Annotated in this window: 12 protein-coding genes; all 12 read right to left on the bottom strand. The window is 72.2% G+C overall.

Features of this window, described 5'->3' with window-relative positions; translation table 11 throughout:
* Positions 1 to 97: 97 nt before the first annotated feature.
* The 12 genes from ACZ3TI_RS13670 to argS all read right to left on the bottom strand — a co-directional run bounded on the left by ACZ3TI_RS13670 (position 98) and on the right by argS (position 15,138).
* A complete protein-coding gene (locus tag ACZ3TI_RS13670; RefSeq protein WP_465726567.1) occupies positions 98 to 739 on the bottom strand; it encodes an arsenate reductase/protein-tyrosine-phosphatase family protein in 642 nt (213 codons plus the stop codon).
* Positions 740 to 771: 32 nt separating this feature from the next.
* Complete coding sequence (locus ACZ3TI_RS13665) at positions 772 to 1,419, bottom strand: L-threonylcarbamoyladenylate synthase (RefSeq protein WP_465726390.1); 648 nt, start codon at positions 1,417 to 1,419, stop codon at positions 772 to 774.
* Positions 1,420 to 1,583: 164 nt separating this feature from the next.
* Entirely contained in the window at positions 1,584 to 2,450 is an 867-nt protein-coding gene (gene prmC / locus ACZ3TI_RS13660; RefSeq protein ID WP_465726389.1) for a peptide chain release factor N(5)-glutamine methyltransferase, read from the bottom strand.
* A 63-nt stretch (positions 2,451 to 2,513) separates the two neighbouring features.
* Positions 2,514 to 3,590 (bottom strand): peptide chain release factor 1, encoded by a 1,077-nt coding sequence (prfA, locus tag ACZ3TI_RS13655; protein WP_465726388.1) that lies wholly within the window; start codon positions 3,588 to 3,590, stop codon positions 2,514 to 2,516.
* Positions 3,591 to 3,737: 147 nt separating this feature from the next.
* Positions 3,738 to 3,959, bottom strand: coding sequence for a 50S ribosomal protein L31 (rpmE, locus tag ACZ3TI_RS13650; RefSeq protein WP_030057539.1), 222 nt, complete (start codon positions 3,957 to 3,959; stop codon positions 3,738 to 3,740).
* 137 nt (positions 3,960 to 4,096) lie between these two features.
* A complete protein-coding gene (locus tag ACZ3TI_RS13645; RefSeq protein WP_465726387.1) occupies positions 4,097 to 5,257 on the bottom strand; it encodes an LCP family protein in 1,161 nt (386 codons plus the stop codon).
* 140 nt (positions 5,258 to 5,397) lie between these two features.
* Entirely contained in the window at positions 5,398 to 7,473 is a 2,076-nt protein-coding gene (gene rho, locus ACZ3TI_RS13640; RefSeq protein ID WP_465726386.1) for a transcription termination factor Rho, read from the bottom strand.
* A 612-nt stretch (positions 7,474 to 8,085) separates the two neighbouring features.
* Positions 8,086 to 9,024, bottom strand: a complete 939-nt coding sequence (thrB, locus tag ACZ3TI_RS13635) for a homoserine kinase (protein ID WP_465726385.1) — start codon at positions 9,022 to 9,024, stop codon at positions 8,086 to 8,088.
* Between the two features lie 364 nt (positions 9,025 to 9,388).
* Entirely contained in the window at positions 9,389 to 10,489 is a 1,101-nt protein-coding gene (thrC, locus tag ACZ3TI_RS13630) for a threonine synthase (protein WP_465726384.1), read from the bottom strand.
* Between the two features lie 9 nt (positions 10,490 to 10,498).
* The gene (locus ACZ3TI_RS13625) at positions 10,499 to 11,791 is read right to left on the bottom strand and encodes a homoserine dehydrogenase (protein WP_465726383.1); all 1,293 of its coding nucleotides are present in this window, start codon (positions 11,789 to 11,791) and stop codon (positions 10,499 to 10,501) included.
* A 136-nt stretch (positions 11,792 to 11,927) separates the two neighbouring features.
* Entirely contained in the window at positions 11,928 to 13,319 is a 1,392-nt protein-coding gene (lysA, locus tag ACZ3TI_RS13620) for a diaminopimelate decarboxylase (protein ID WP_465726382.1), read from the bottom strand.
* Between the two features lie 163 nt (positions 13,320 to 13,482).
* Positions 13,483 to 15,138, bottom strand: coding sequence for an arginine--tRNA ligase (argS, locus tag ACZ3TI_RS13615; RefSeq protein ID WP_465726381.1), 1,656 nt, complete (start codon positions 15,136 to 15,138; stop codon positions 13,483 to 13,485).
* Between the last annotated feature and the right edge of the window lie 68 nt (positions 15,139 to 15,206).

Here is a 15,206-nt window from a genome sequence, read left to right as displayed (position 1 = left end):
GGGGCCGTTCGGGCGCGCCTCCTTTTTTGCCGCTCGGCTCGCCTCCCGGCCGCTGCGACCCGGTTCGCTCGCGGGGGTCAGCGCGGCTCGCGCGGGGTCAGCGGTGCGCGGGGACGCCGGTGAGTGCGGTGACCACGGGATCGACCGCGTGGAATATCTCCTCGCCGCAGTTGCGGAACATGCCGATCGGCGCCCCGTACGGGTCGTGCACCTCGTCCGACTCCGGGGTGGCGGCCAGCAGCCAGCCGCGCAGCGCGGCGGCGGCCCGGACCAGCGCGCGGGCCCGCTCGGTGACGTCCGCGCCGCGCCGGGGGTCCGGCAGCGTGCCCGGGTCTATCGTCCGCACCAGGCGGGTGAACTCCTTCAGCGTGAAGGTGCGCAGCCCCGCCTCGTGGCCCATCGAGATCACCTGGGCGCGGTGGTCCAGGGTCGCGGTGAGCACCAGGTCGGCCTCGACCACGTGCTCGTCCAGCAGCTCTCGGCCGGTGAAGCCGCCGCTGTCCGCGCCGTACTCGTCGAGCACGGTCGCGGCGTGGTCCTCCATCGGCGCGCCCTCGTGGCCCCAGGTGCCGGCGCTCTCGACCAGGATCCGGCCGGCCACCCGCGGGCTCAGCCGGGTGTCCAGCTCACGCCGGGTGAGCCGCTCGGCGATCGGCGAGCGGCAGATGTTCCCGGTGCAGACGAACAGGATCCGGAAGTGGTCCAGCGGCCTGGGGCCCACGCTCAGGTACGGCGCTATGCCGGGCCCGGAGTGGAGCGAGGCGGTGGGCGTCAACTTCCGGCCTCCAGGTCGGGGACGACCTCCCTCAGCTGCTCGACGCTGATCGCGCCGGCCCGCAGCAGGACCGGGACCTTGCCGGTGACGTCGACGATGGACGAGGCGGCGGAATGGTCGGCCGACCCGCCGTCCAGGTAGACCGAGATCGCGTCGCCGAGCTGCGACTGTGCCTCGTCGCAGGTCAGCGGGGAGGAGCCGCCGATCCTGTTGGCGCTGGAGACGGCCATCGGACCGGTGGCGTTCAGCAGCTCGATGGCGACCGGGTGCAGCGGCATCCGGACCGCGACGGTGCCGCGGGTCTCGCCGAGGTCCCAGCGCAGCGAGGGCTGGTGCCGGGCGACCAGGGTGAGCCCGCCGGGCCAGAAGGCGTCGACCAGTTCCCAGGCCTGCTCGGAGAAGTCGGTGACCAGGCCGTGCAGGGTGGTCGGCGAGCCGACCAGCACCGGGGAGGGCGTGTTGCGGCCGCGGCCCCGGGCGGTCATCAGCTCGCCGACGGCCTCCGGGGAGAAGGCGTCCGCGCCGACCCCGTACAGGGTGTCGGTGGGCAGCACGACGAGTTCGCCGCGGCGGACGGCCGAGGCGGCCTCGCGCAGACCGGTGGCGCGGTCCCCGGCATCGGCACAGTCGTAGCGGCGGCTCATCGGTGCGGTCCCCTTCCGAAGTGGCTCTTGGCGGTCACAGCGGTCGTCACAGCAGTCGTCGCAGCGGTCGTCGCGGCGGTCGTCACAGCGCGGCCTTGCCCGCCGTCGTGCGGTGCTCGGTGTTCACGACCCGACCCTCCGGGCGGTCGTGCGGTGCTCGGTGTTCACGACCCGGCCCTCCGGGCGGTCGTGAAGCGCGGCCGGTTGTTCAGGTCGCGGTGGTCGGCGGTGTCCGTCCAGCCGCGTTCCTCGTTGAAGATCCACGGCACCTGGCCGCCCTGCTGGTCGGCGTGCTCGATCACCACCGCGCCGCCCGGGCGCAGCAGCCGGGCGGCGACGCGCTCGATGCCGCGGATGGTGTCCAGGCCGTCCTCGCCGGAGAACAGGGACATCTGCGGGTCGTGGTCGCGGGCCTCCGGCGCGACGTACTCCCACTCGGTGAGCGGGATGTACGGCGGGTTGGAGATGACCAGGTCGAAGCGACCGTCCCAGGAGCGGTCGTCCTCGAAGGCCTTGGTGGCGTCCCCGGCGTGCAGGGTGATCCGGGCGCGGTCCGGGCTGGCCTCGATGTTGCGCCGGGTGTACTCCAGCGCGCCCTCGTCCAGTTCGAAGGCGTGCACGGTCGAGCGCGGCAGCTCCTGGGCCAGGGCGAGGGCGATCGCGCCGGAGCCGGAGCAGAGGTCCACCACCAGCGGCTCGGCGACGTCCATGTCGCGCACCGCGTCTATGGCCCACTCGACGACCGTCTCGGTCTCCGGCCGGGGCACGAACACCCCGGGGCCGACCGCGAGTTCGAGGTAGCGGAAGAACGCCCGACCGGTGATGTGCTGGAGCGGCTCGCGCGCCTCGCGGCGCGAGACCGCCTCCCAGTAGCGGGCGTCGAAGTCGGCGTCCTTCACCGTGTGCAGCTGGCTGCGCTTGACGTTGTGGACGTAGGCGGCGAGCTCCTCCGCGTCGAAGCGCGGCGACGGCACGCCGGCCGCGGCCAACCGCTGAGTGGCCTGGGCCACCTCGGCGAGCAGCAGGTTCATCCGTACGACCTCTTGTTTCTGCGCTCCGGCTTCGGACTGCGCGTGGGCTGGGGCGCGCCGGTCTCAGTTCTCTTGGGCCGCGGCGAGCTTGGCCGCCGCGTCCTTGTCGACGCAGGACTGGATCACCGCGTTCAGGTCGCCGTCCAGGACCTGGTCCAGGTTGTACGCCTTGAACCCCGTGCGGTGGTCCGAGATGCGGTTCTCGGGGTAGTTGTACGTCCGGATCCGCTCGGAGCGGTCCACCGTGCGGACCTGGCTGCGGCGCGCGTCCGAGGCCTCGCGCTCGGCCTCCTCCTGCGCGGCGGCCAGCAGCCGCGAACGCAGGATGCGCATCGCCTGCTCCTTGTTCTGCAGCTGGCTCTTCTCGTTCTGGCAGGACGCCACGATACCGGTCGGCAGGTGGGTGATCCGGACCGCGGAGTCGGTGGTGTTGACCGACTGGCCGCCGGGGCCGGAGGAACGGTAGACGTCGATCCGCAGGTCGTTGGCGAGGATCTCGACCTCGACCTCCTCCGCCTCGGGGGTGACCAGCACGCCCGCCGCGGAGGTGTGGATGCGGCCCTGGGACTCGGTGGCGGGGACGCGCTGCACGCGGTGCACGCCGCCCTCGTACTTCAGCCGGGCCCAGACGCCCTGGCCGGGCTCGGCGCTGCCCTTGGTCTTCACGGCCACCGAGACGTCCTTGTAGCCGCCGAGGTCGGACTCGTTGGAGTCGATGAGCTCGGTCTTCCAGCCGATCCGCTCCGCGTAGCGCAGGTACATCCGGAGCAGGTCGCCGGCGAACAGCGCGGACTCCTCGCCGCCCTCGCCCGCCTTGATCTCCAGGATGACGTCCTTGTCGTCGCTCGGGTCGCGCGGGACCAGGAGCAGTCGCAGCTCCTCGGTGAGCTCGTCGCGGCGTGCCTCGGAGTCCTTCACCTCGGAGATGAAGTCCGGGTCCTCGGCGGCGAGTTCGCGCGCCGCCTCGATGTCCTCGCCGGCCTGCCGCCACTGCCGGTACACCCGGGTGATCGGGGTCAGCTCGGCGTACCGCTTGGCCAGCTTGCGCGCGTTGGCCTGGTCGGCGTGGACGGACGGGTCGGCCAGCCTCGTCTCGAGGTCGGCGTGCTCGACGAGGAGCTCTTCGACTGCCTCGAACATGGGGTGGCCTTCTTCCGGGGGCTCGGATCGTGCGGGGGATTCGGAACGGGTGGGACCGGGAACGCGCGGGGGGACGCGAACGGCGCCGGCCCCCTAGCGCCCCCGACAACGAGTACGGGGGCGCCGGGAACCGGCGCCGAGGGAGCGCTAGGCCTTCGCGCTGTGCTGCTTGCCGAAGCGGGCCTCGAAGCGGGCCACGCGGCCACCGGTGTCGAGGATCTTCTGCTTGCCGGTGTAGAACGGGTGGCACTGCGAGCAGACCTCGGCGCGGATCTCGCCGCTGGTCTCGGTCGAGCGGGTGGTGAACTCGGCGCCGCAGGTGCAGGTCACACGGGTGACCACGTACTCGGGGTGAACGTTGGGCTTCAAGGGGTTCTCCTAGGTTTCGGGAGGGCACCGGGTCGGCGGCTGGAGTGCCGCACGTGAACCGGGACCGACGGACCAGTCTGCCAGGACCGGCCGCATCTTCCCAAACCGGGTCGCGTTCCGGGATATTCCGGGCCCGCTCAGCGCGTGGCGGTGGCCTTCGCGGTGGGTGTCGCGCCGGGTGTCGTGGTGGCCTTCGCGGCCGGCTTGCCCGCGCTCCGCGCGGGGGCCGAGGGGGTGGCCGTCGGGTCCGCCTGGGCGGGGTTCTCCGGCTGCGCCGCGACGACCGTCTGCGGCAGCTCCCGGTCGGCCTTGAGCGCCGCCCAGAGCTGGTCGGCCTGCGGCTGCTGCTCGACCACCCGGTTCGGGTCGGTGGGGGCGGTCTCCACCGGCAGGGTGACCATGCCCAGCTGGTCCGGCCCGATCCCCCTGAGCTCCTGGACGAGCCCCACCAGGGAGTTCACCGAGCCGAGCGCGGAGTCGGTGGTGATGCTGCTGGTCACGGTGTCGCCGATCGACCACAGCTTCACCGGGTCGGTGAACAGCCCGGCCCCGCCGGCCTGCCGGAGCAGCGACTTCACCATCTGCTTCTGCAGCTCGATCCGGCCGAGGTCGCTGCCGTCGCCGACGCCGTGCCGGGTGCGGACGAAGGCCAGCGCCTGCCGCCCGTCCAGGTGGTGCTGCCCGGCGGGCAGGTCGAGCCCGCTGTCCTTGTCGTGGATGGCCACCGTGGTGGTCACGGTGGCCCCGCCTATCGCGTCCACGACCCGGGCGAAGCCGGCGAAGTCGATCTGCAGGTAGTGGTCCATCCGCAGCCCGGTGAGCTGCTCGGTGGTCTTGACCGCGCAGGCCGCTCCGCCGCTCTCGAAGGCGCTGTTGTACATCGCGCGCTTGGCGCCGGGCACGGTCCTGCCGTTCGCGTCGGTGCAGTCGGGGCGGGCGACCAAGGTGTCGCGCGGTATCGAGACGATCTGCGCGCGCGAGTGGTCCTGCTTGACGTGCACCACCATCGCGGTGTCCGAGCGGGCGGTGTCGCCGGTGCTCCCGCCGGCCAGGGAGCCGTTCTCGCCGTTCCGCGAGTCGGAGCCGAGCACCAGGATGTTGAAGGAGCCGTCGGTGGCGGCGGGCGGCCGGGCGTCGCCGAGTCGGCCGTCGATGTCGACGCTCTTGATGTTGCCGTCGAGCTTCACGTACGCGTAGACGGCCGCGCCGGCGCCGAGGACGACGAGCGCGACGAACGCGCAGGCGGCCGTCCGCAGGACCTTGCGGCGGCGACCCGGGACCTTCTTGTGCTCGGCCATACGGTCCAGAATAAATCGGACAACATGATCCAAAGGCCCTCAATTGTCCCGACCCTGGAACAACCGGGGCGTGAACGCACGGAACCCCGGACCGCTCGCGCGATCCGGGGTTCCGTGCTTCGACAGCCGTCCGGCTACAGTCAGTCGCCCGAGCCGGGGGTCGTCTTGGCGATCTGCATCAGGAACTCGGCGTTGCTCTTGGTCTGCTTCATCTTGTCCAGGAGCAGCTCGATCGCCTGCTGCGAGTCGAGCGCGTGCAGCACCCGGCGCAGCTTCCAGACGATGGCCAACTCCTCGCTGCCGAGCAGGATCTCCTCCTTGCGGGTGCTGGAGGCGTCCACGTCGACGGCCGGGAAGATGCGCTTGTCCGAGAGCTTCCGGTCGAGCTTGAGCTCCATGTTGCCGGTGCCCTTGAACTCCTCGAAGATCACCTCGTCCATGCGCGAGCCGGTCTCGACCAGCGCGGTGGCCAGGATGGTCAGCGAGCCGCCGTTCTCGATGTTGCGCGCGGCACCGAAGAACTTCTTCGGCGGGTAGAGCGCGGTCGAGTCGACACCACCGGACAGGATGCGGCCGGAGGCCGGCGCCGCCAGGTTGTAGGCGCGGCCCAGGCGGGTGATCGAGTCCAGCAGGATGACCACGTCGTGGCCCAGCTCCACCAGGCGCTTGGCGCGCTCGATGGCCAGCTCGGCGACGGTGGTGTGGTCCTCGGCCGGGCGGTCGAAGGTCGAGGAGATGACCTCGCCCTTCACCGACCGCTGCATGTCGGTGACCTCTTCCGGACGCTCGTCGACCAGGACGACCATCAGGTGGCACTCGGGGTTGTTGTGGGTGATCGCGTTGGCGACCGCCTGCAGCACCATCGTCTTGCCGGTCTTCGGCGGCGCGACGATCAGACCGCGCTGGCCCTTGCCGATCGGCGACACGAGGTCGATGATCCGGGTGGTCAGCACGCCCGGGTCGGTCTCCAGGCGCAGCCGCTCCTGCGGGTAGAGCGGGGTGAGCTTGTTGAACTCGGGACGGCCGCGGCCGCTCTCCGGGTCCATGCCGTTGACGGAGTCCAGCCGCACCATGGCGTTGAACTTCTCGCGGCGCTCGCCCTCGCGGGGCTGGCGCACCGCACCGGTGATGGCGTCACCCTTGCGCAGGCCGTTCTTGCGGACCTGGGCGAGCGAGACGTAGACGTCGTTCTGGCCCGGCAGGTAGCCGGAGGTGCGCACGAACGCGTAGTTGTCGAGGATGTCGAGGATGCCCGCGACCGGGATCAGGACGTCGTCCTCGCCGATCTGCGGCTCGACGGTGCCGGCCTCGAAGCCGTCACGGCCACGACGGCCCCGGCGGTCGCGGTAGCGGCCACGGCGGCCGCGGCGGCCCTCGCCGAACTCGTCGTCGTCGTAACCGCCCTGCTGGACCTGCGGCTGCTGGGGCTGCTGGGCCTGGCGGCCCTGCTGCTCGCCCTGGCCGCCGCCCTGCTGCTGGCCCTGCTGGCCCTGGCGGTCGGCGCGCTCACGGCGGTTGCGGCGGTCGCGACGCGACTCGCGCGCCTCGCCGTCCTGGGCCTCGCCGCCCTCCGGGCGCTCGGTGCGCTCGCCGCCCTCGCGGCGGTCGCGCCGCTCACGGCGGTCGCGACGGCTCTCGCGGCCGTCCTCGCGGCCCTCGAAGCCGCGGGTCTCGGCCGGGCGGGCCTCGGCCTGCTTGGGCTCGGCGACCGCGACGGTGGCGGCCTCGGCCTCGGCGGCCGGGGCGGTGGGGGCGCCGGCGGCCGAGGTGGCACGACGGCGGGTGCGCTCGGCACGGGCCGGCGCGGCGGTCTCGGCGGCGGCCTGGACCGGGATCTCGATCTGGGCCTGCGGCTCGGCAGCGGCCTCGGCGTCCGCCTTGGCGGCGGCCTTGGTGCGGCGGGCCGGCTTCTCGGCCGGGGCCTCGGCGTCCGCCTTGGCGGTGGCGCGCTTGGCGGCCGGGGCGGCGCCACCGGCGGCGAGCAGCGGGTCCCCGCCGCTCTTCTCCTTGATGGTCTCGATCAGCTGGCTCTTGCGCATGCGTCCGGTACCGGTGATGCCAAGGTCCGCGGCGAGCTTCTGCAGCTCGGCCAGGACCATGCCGTCCAGGCCCGCGGCGGCGCTGCGGCGGCGCCGCGCCGGGGCAGCGGGGGCGGCGGCTGCGTCCGACGCGTCGGCGTCCGGGCGCGCGCCCATCAGATCGGTGGAGTCGCTCACTAAGGGTCCTTCCCTGGAGCGGACGTCGGCCTGTCTGGCTCGGCGACCGGTTGTGCTGTCCTGACCAACGCTCGACTGCGTCGGTCCGAGGCGGTGATCCCTCGAATGGCGGGAGCCCGTCGAGGGAGAGCTGCGAGGTGCGGTGCATGAAGCACGGTGGTGCTGGCGCGTGGGCCGGTCGTGTGTCGACCTCCCCTGAGGGCGTAACCCCCACGCTCCCTGCGAATCCCGGGCCCCCGTCGCGTGACGGTGGCCCGCGCTCCGCCCGTCCTGGCCTCGAGGTGGGAGGCCGCGGGTGGGAGTCAGGTGCCGTCACGGCTTCGGGATGCGGCCGCATGTCGCGCAGGCAGGCTGCGTACGCGCTGCGGTGGGCTCCCGGAGAATCGTCGCCCCGTGCATCGCCGGGACTCCACGGCAGTGGAGTGCTGGGATCGGGACGCGGCGCACCGAGCCCCGGAGGGCACCTGGTGCAGCAATGAGGTTAACACTACCGACCCCCTCACACATTCCCCAGCCTTGCGCTTGCCAATCGTGTCCGGCGGGCCCGGCTCGACGTGGAGCCGGGCCCGGGCCCGGGCGGACGGCCCGTACGGGCTGCCCGGACGTCCGGCGTCAGACGTCCAGCGGGAGTACGACGGCCCCGGCGCGGTCGACGTCCAGCCGGTGCGCGGCAAACGCCGGGTCGCCGCCGTGGCCGTGGTGCCCGGCGAAGGAGAGCACCTTGTCGGCGCCCGCCTCGTCGGTGAGGGCCAGGACGGTCGGGCCGGCGCCGGAGATGACCGCGGGGACGCCCTCGGCGCGCAGCGCGCCGACCAGTGCGGCGCTGTCCGGCATGGCGGAGGCGCGGTAGTCCTGGTGCAGGCGGTCCTCGGTGGCGGCGAGGAGCAGCTCGGGACGCCGGGTCAGGGCCTCCACCAGCAGCGCGGAGCGGCCGGCGTTGACCGCGGCGTCGGCCAGCGGGACGGTCTTCGGCAGCAGGCCGCGGGCGGTCTCGGTGAGCACCTCGCCGGCCGGGACGAACACCACCGGGACGACCTGCTCCGAGGGCTCCAGGGAGACCGCCTTGGCGGACTCCTCGTCGGTCCACGCGATGGTGAAGTTGCCGCGCAGGCAGGCCGCGACGTTGTCCGGGTGGCCCTCCAACTCGGAGGCGAGGGCCAGCAGCGCGTCGTCGTCCAGCGCGGACGGGCCGCCGATGGTGACCGCGCGGGCGGCCACGATGCCGGCGCAGATGGCGGCGGAGGAGGAGCCGAGGCCCCGGCCGTGCGGTATCCGGTTGGCGCAGACCACTTCGAGGCCGCGCGGCTGTCCGCCGAGCCGGTCGAAGGCGGCGCGCATCGAGCGGACCAGCAGGTGGCGCTCGTCGCGCGGCAGCGTCTCGGCGCCCTCGCCGGCGATGTCGACGGAGAGGCCGGAGTCGGCGACCCGGACGACCACGTCGTCGTACAGACCCAGCGCGAGTCCGAAGGCGTCGAAGCCCGGACCGAGGTTGGCGCTGGTCGCGGGAACCCGGACCCGGACGGCGGCGGCACGGAACGCAGGACCGGCCATGCGGTGGACTCTCCTGGGGAAATCGGGCGGCGCGGAGCGCGTCGTCGGTGCGAGGGTGGGGGAAAGCGCCGCGGCCCCCTCCGGGGCGGGCGGTCACAGTCGTCGGCCGGCCCGGACGGCGCCGGGCCCGGGGCATGTGCCACACGGCCGGAGCCAGAGTATCGAAGAGAGGTTCCCAAGCGGTACACCCCGTGGACCTTCGATCTGGTGTGTTGCAGGTTCTGGCCGGAATGCGCACCCCTGTCCGTCAAAGAGAGGCGCGAAAACGGATCGGAATGCGGAGCGGAATTGACACAAAAGTGTCAGCGGAGAACTTTGACGGGCCGACCCCCGAAAGGGTCGGCCCGTCGAAGTGTCGGACCCGCTACCGGTCGAGCAGGCCGAGGTGCCGGGCCGCGGCCTCCGGGTCGATCGGGACGACCTGCGGCTGCGGCGCGCCGGCCACCGCCCAGTCCGGGTCCTTGAGGCCGTTGCCGGTCACGGTGCAGACGATCCGCTGGCCCGGGTCGACCAGGCCGGCCTCCGCCTTGGCCAGCAGTCCGGCCACCGAGGCGGCCGAGGCGGGCTCCACGAAGACGCCCTCCTGCGCGGCCAACAGCCGGTAGGCGGACAGGATCTGACGGTCAGTCACCTTGTCGATGAGGCCGCCGGACTCGTCCCGCGCGGCGAGCGCGAAGTCCCAGGAGGCCGGGTTGCCGATCCGGATCGCGGTGGCGATGGTCTGCGGCTTGAGCACCGGTGCGCCGTCCACGATCGGGGCCGAGCCGGCCGCCTGGAAGCCCCACATCCGCGGGGTGCGCGAGGCGAGGCCGTCCGCGGCGTATTCGCGGTAACCCCTCCAGTACGCGGTGATGTTGCCCGCGTTGCCGACCGGCAGGACGTGGATGTCCGGGGCGTCGCCGAGCATGTCGACGATCTCGAAGGCTGCGGTCTTCTGACCCTCGATCCGCACCGGGTTCACGGAGTTGACCAGGGCCACTGGATACTTCTCGGACAGTTCACGCGCGAGGGTGAGGCAGTCGTCGAAGTTCCCGTCGACCTGCAGGATCCTCGCCCCGTGCACCAGCGCCTGGCCCATCTTGCCGAGGGCGATCTTGCCCTGCGGGACGAGCACCGCGGAGACCATCCCGGCCCGCACCGCGTACGCGGCGGCGGAGGCCGAGGTGTTGCCGGTGGACGCGCAGATGACCGCCTGCGCGCCCTCCTCCTTGGCCTTGGAGATGGCCATCGTCATCCCGCGGTCCTTGAAGGAGCCGGTCGGGTTGGCGCCCTCGACCTTGAGGTAGACCTCGCAGCCGGTGCGCTCGGAAATCACCTGGGCGGGGACCAGGGGCGTGCCGCCCTCCAGCAGGGTGACCACCGGGGTGGCCGCGGTGACCGGCAGGCGGTCCCGGTACTCCTCGATCAGGCCGCGCCACTGGTGGGTGTGCGCGCCTCGGACGACGTTCTCGGCAACGGCGTTCATGGCAGTTCCTTATTCCCCTTCGACCCGCATGATGCTGGCCACGTCCCGCACGCTGTCCAGCGCGCGGAGCTTGTCGACCGTCGCCGACAGCGCGGCGTCGGTGGCACGGTGGGTGACCACGACGAGCGAGGCGTCGCCGTCGCGGCCCTGCTGGCGCACGGTGTCGATGGAGACGCCGTGCTCGGCGAAGACGGACGCGACCTGGGCGAGCACGCCGGCGCGGTCGTCCACGTCCAGGCTGACGTGGTAGCGGGTGACCACCTCGTCCATCGGCTTCGCGGGCAGCTGGGTGTACACCGAGTCGCCGGGGCCGGTGGCGCCGGTCACCTTGTTGCGGCAGACCGCGACCAGGTCGCCGAGCACCGCGGAGGCGGTCGGCGAGCCGCCCGCGCCCGGGCCGTAGAACATCAGCCGGCCGGCCGCCTCGGCCTCGACGAACACCGCGTTGTACGCCTCCCGGACCGAGGCCAGCGGGTGCGAGAGCGGGATCATCGCCGGGTGCACCCGGGCGGTGACCGACGCGCCGTCGGCCGCCCGCTCGCAGATCGCGAGCAGCTTGACCACGCAGCCCATCTCCTTGGCCGAGGCGATGTCGGCCGCGGTCACCTCGGTGATGCCCTCGCGGTAGACGTCCGCCGCGGTGACCTCGGTGTGGAAGGCGATGCCGGCCAGGATCGCGGCCTTGGCGGCGGCGTCGAAGCCCTCGACGTCGGCCGTCGGGTCGGCCTCGGCGTAGCCCAGCGCGGTGGCCTCCTCCAGCGCCTCCGAGTAGCCGGCGCCGGTGGTGTCCATCTTGTCGAGGATGAAGTTGGTGGTGCCGTTGACGATGCCCAGCACCCGGTTGACCTTGTCGCCCGCGAGGGACTCGCGCAGCGGGCGCAGCAGCGGGATCGCGCCCGCCACCGCGGCCTCGTAGTACAGGTCCACCCCGGCCCGGGCGGCCGCCGCGTGCAGCTCGGTGCCGTCCTGGGCGAGCAGCGCCTTGTTGGCGCTGACCACCGAGGCGCCGTGCTCGATGGCCGACAGGATCAGGGATTTGGACGGCTCGATGCCGCCCACGACCTCGACCACCACGTCGATGTCGCCGCGGCCGACCAGGGCCTCCGCGTCGGTGGTGATCAGGTGCTCGGGCACGCCCGGGCGCACCCGTCCGGCCCGGCGGACCGCGATCCCGGCCAGCTCCACCGGGGCACCGATGCGAGCGGCGAGGTCGTCGGCCGTCGTCGTCATGATGCGCGCCACCTCGGAGCCCACCACACCACAACCCAGCAACGCCACCTTCAGCGGGCGCGTACGCATCATCCGACTCCGCTCTGCATTCATCGTGCTTCGGTATTTCCGGCGGTTTTCCGGGCCGCCGGGAACTTCGGTCCGTACCAGTCTCCGGGACTTTCCGTACGGATCTCCGGTCGTTCCATGATCTGAGACAAGGATTTCGTCATCCGATATCCAGACGCAGGAGATCCTCCTCCGTCTCGCGCCGGACGATCACCCGCGCCGCACCGTCCTTGACGGCGAGCACGGGAGGCCTGAGGGCGTGGTTGTAATTGCTCGCCATCGAGCGGCAGTAGGCGCCGGTGGCGGGCACCGCGACGAGGTCGCCCGCGGCCAGGTCGGCCGGCAGGAAGGCGTCCCGGACGATGATGTCGCCGGACTCGCAGTGCTTGCCGACCACCCTGACCAGCATCGGCTCGGCCTCGCTGGTGCGCGACACCAGGGCCACCGAGTAGTCGGCGTCGTACAGCGCGGTGCGGATGTTGTCGGACATCCCGCCGTCCACGCTGACGTAGGTGCGCAGGCCCTCCAGCGGCTTGACGGTGCCGACCTCGTACAGCGTGAACGCCGTCGGGCCGACGATCGCCCGGCCCGGCTCCACGCTCAGCCGGGGGGCGTCCAGGTTCACGGCGGCGCACTCGCGGCGGACGATGTCGGCCAGCGCGGCCGCGATCTCGGCCGGCTCGCGCGGGTCGTCGTCGCTGGTGTACGCGATGCCGAGGCCGCCGCCGAGGTCGATCTCGGGCAGCTGGACGCCGTGCTCGTCGCGGATCCGCGCCAGCAGGCCGACCACCCGGCGGGCGGCCACCTCGAAGCCGGCCGTGTCGAAGATCTGCGAGCCGATGTGCGAGTGGATGCCGAGCAGCTCCAGGCTGTCGTGGCCGAGCACCCGGCGCACCGCCTCGGCGGCAGCTCCCCCGGTGAGCGAGAGGCCGAACTTCTGGTCCTCGTGCGCGGTGGCGATGAACTCGTGGGTGTGCGCCTCGACGCCGACGGTGACCCGGACCAGCACCTGCTGGCGGACGCCCTGGCGGGCGGCGATCGCGGCGAGCCGCTCGATCTCCTCGTACGAGTCGACCACGATGCGCCCGACACCGGTCTTCACCGCGTGCTCGAGCTCGTCCACCGACTTGTTGTTGCCGTGCAGCGCGATCCGCGCCGGCGGCATCCCGGCGGCCAGCGCGACGGCCAACTCGCCCGCGCTGCACACGTCGAGGTTGAGGCCCTCCTCGTGCAGCCAGCGCACGACCGCCTTGGAGAGGAACGCCTTGCCGGCGTAGAAGACGTCCGCGTCGGTGCCGAAGGCGTCCCGCCAGGCGCGCGCCCGGCTGCGGAAGTCCTCCTCGTCCATCACGTAGGCCGGGGTGCCGAACTCGGCCGCCAGCTGCCGGACGTCGATCCCGCCGACGGTGGCCACGCCCTCGGCGTTGCGGGCGACGGTGCGCGACCAGACCTTGGGGTCCAGCGCGTTCAGGTCGGCGGGTGGGGCCTGGTAGTGCCCCTCGGGCAGGACGTCACCGTGGCGGGGGCCGGCGGGGTGTGCGGAGCGACTCATGCGCCCACCTCGCTGCGCTCGGCGGGGCGTTCGCCACGCGCGGTTCCCATGGTTCGCTCGCTTCGCTCTCTCACGTTTGCCAGTCCTTCGAGACCTATGGCGAGGGGCGGCGACGGTCCTCGTTGACCGTCAGCCGCCCCCGCTGTGCGCTTGGGGGTGGTGCTTACATCCGCTCGGGCGCCGACACGCCCAGGAGCGTCAGGCCGTTGGCGAGCACGGTGCGCGTCGCCTCGACCAGCCAGAGGCGGGCGTGCGTGAGGTCCGTGACCTCGTCGTCGCCCTTCGGCAGGACCGGGCAGTTGTCCCAGAAGCGGTGGTACGCGCCGGCCAGGTCCTCCAGGTAGCGGGCGACCCGGTGCGGCTCGCGCAGCTCGCCGGCGGCGGCGATGACGCGCGGGAACTCACCGAGCTGACCGAGCAGGTCGGTCTCCCACTCCGTGCTCAGCAGCTCCGGTTTGAAGTCGGCCGAGCGCGTGATGCCCATGTCCGCCGCCTTGCGCTGCAGCGAGGACATCCGGGCGTGCGCGTACTGGACGTAGAAGACGCGGTTCTCGTTGGTCTGGCTGGTGAGGACGTTGATGTCCAGCGTGATCGTCGAGTCCGTGGAGGAGCGCGCCAGGGTGTAGCGGGCGGCGTCCACGCCGATCCACTCGACCACGTCGTCGATCGTGATGATGTTGCCCGCACGCTTGGACATGCGGACCTCTTCGCCGTCGCGAAGCATCTTCACGAACTGGCCGATCTTCACCTCGATGTTGTGGTTCATGTCGTCGCCCGCGCAGGCCGAGATGGCCTTGAGGCGGTTGACGTAGCCGTGGTGGTCGGCGCCCAGCATGTAGAGCGCGACCTCGGCGCCGCGGTCCCGCTTGGACAGGTAGTAGGCGGCGTCGGCGGAGAAGTAGGTCTTGTCGCCGTCGGCCTTGATCAGGACGCGGTCCTTGTCGTCACCGAAGTCGGTGGTGCGCAGGAAGACGGCGCCGTCCTGCGCGAAGACGTGGCCCTGCTCGCGCAGCCGGTCGATGGCCTTCTCGACCGCGCCGGAGTCGTGCAGCGTCTTCTCCGAGAACCACACGTCGAAGTGGGTGCCGAACTCGTCCATCGACCGCTTGATCTCGGCGACCATGAGCTTGAGGCCCTCGGTGCGGAAGACCTCGAGCTGCTCCTCCTCGGGCAGGTCGAGCACGCCCGGGATCGCGTCGGTCAGCGCCTTGGCGATGTCGCCGATGTACTCGCCGACGTACCCGCCCTCGGGCACTTCGCGGCCGTTCGCGGCGGCCTGCAGCGAGGCGGCGAACTTGGTGATCTGCACGCCCGCGTCGTTGAGGTAGTACTCGGTGGTGACGTCGGCGCCGGAGGCCCGCAGCACGCGCGCCAGCGAGTCGCCGACGGCGGCCCAGCGGACGCCGCCGATGTGGATCGGGCCGGTCGGGTTGGCGGAGACGAACTCCAGGTTGATCTTGAGGCCCTTGAGCGCCTCGTTGCGGCCGTAGCCCTCGCCCGCCTCGACGACGGTGCGCGCCAGCGCGCCCGCGGTGGCGGTGTCCAGGGTGATGTTCAGGAAGCCCGGACCGGCGATGTCGACCTTGGCGACGCCGGTGATCCCTCGCAGGCGCTCGGACAGGACCTCGGCAACGGCTCGCGGCGGCTTGCCGGCCGCCTTGGCGAGCTGGAGGGCCACGTTGGTCGCGTAGTCGCCGTGGTCCCTGTTCTTGGGCCGCTCGACCGTCACGTGCTCGGGCACGGCGACGGCCAGCTCGCCCGCCTCGACGGCGGTGCTCACTGCGGCCTGGATTGCCTGGGAAAGGTCTGCGGGGGTCACGACGCCAAGCGTAGGCGAGACGGGGTGCCCGCCCGCCACTCGGTTTACCGGTTGAGACGCCTCCGCAC

The organism is Kitasatospora sp. NPDC023120 (genome assembly GCF_055560835.1).
Note: the sequence above shows the minus strand (reverse complement) of the source record. Positions and strands in the feature narration are given on the sequence as shown.